The sequence below is a fragment of the Rhodococcus sp. Leaf278 genome (assembly GCF_001426085.1).
Lineage (GTDB): Bacteria > Actinomycetota > Actinomycetes > Mycobacteriales > Mycobacteriaceae > Rhodococcoides.
The window spans coordinates 1-1043 of record NZ_LMRR01000039.1 but is presented as its reverse complement, the minus strand read 5'-3'; the positions used below and the strand labels follow the sequence as shown (position 1 = coordinate 1043).

Sequence of the window (1043 nt, the reverse complement as noted above, 5' to 3'; positions counted from 1 at the left end):
TTGTCTGCTTCGGCAGGGCGCTGCCCACTGTCGACAGTGCGATAGACACTGAAGCTGCCGGGTCCGTTCTCGATCGAGCCGAGGATCGTGGCGGGGGCCGGAGCCGGGCCGGGCGCAGCGTTCGCCGACATCGTCGGACACAGGGCCACGATTGCCCCCGCCACTACCGCGACCTGTACTCCACGACTCTTCACGTCATATCCCCCGGACAAATTCGGACCAGGCTTTGTGCCCGGTCTACGTCGACCCCAGCGCAGACAGTAGCGCAACAGACGTTGAGAAACCAGCCCCGTGATGCCCAACCGACATCAGCGCGGGGCACTCCCCCAGAACTGCCGAACCGACCGACCAGATGCTGGTAATCGAAACTTTGACGACCCTGGGAAAAGAATGTTTCAGCAGCTATCGTTCGTGCCTGTAGGCCTCCCTCCACCGAAGAAGGACACCGCATGAAGAGACGTTGGCTCGCCTATTCCACTGCAGTACTTGCTGTTTCCGCATCAGCAGTAGTAGTTCCGGCGGGGGTGGCAACCGCTGCGCCCTGTTCGGACGTCGATGTCTCCTTCGCCCGCGGAACCGGCGAGCTCCCTGGACTCGGCATCACCGGCACACCATTCGTCAATAGCCTGAAATCTCAGCTGTCGGACCGCTCGGTGAGCACCTACGCCGTCGACTACGCCGCAGACTTCACCCAGGCAAGCGCGGGCCCCGGATCCCGTGACCTGGTCGCGCACCTGAATTCCGTTGCGGCATCGTGCCCTTCGACGACATTCGTAATCGGCGGATACTCGCAGGGAGCCACCGTCGTGACCAATGCTCTCGGACTCCGCACCCCCAGCAGCGTCACCGGTGCCGTCATCCCCGCCGCCATAGCGTCCCGCGTCGAGGCAGTCGTGGTGTTCGGCAACCCGTTCGGCCTCTTCGGACAGAAGATCGAAACATCGAGCAGCACATATGGATCACGTGCGACGAGCTTCTGCAATTTCGGCGATCCGGTATGTCAGATCGGCGGGTTCAACGCCTTCGCGCACCTTCAGTACGGT

General features: G+C 62.4%; 2 protein-coding genes. One reads left to right on the top strand and one right to left on the bottom strand.

Annotated elements, in window-relative coordinates; all coding sequences use genetic code 11:
• Positions 1–194: hypothetical protein (locus tag ASG84_RS27610; RefSeq protein ID WP_156399637.1), on the bottom strand; the 194-nt coding region annotated here is incomplete at its 3' end.
• Positions 195–449: 255 nt separating this feature from the next.
• Here ASG84_RS27610 and ASG84_RS20400 point away from each other — a divergent pair.
• On the top strand, positions 450–1043 hold a 594-nt coding region (locus tag ASG84_RS20400), incomplete at its 3' end, for a cutinase family protein (RefSeq protein WP_057478835.1).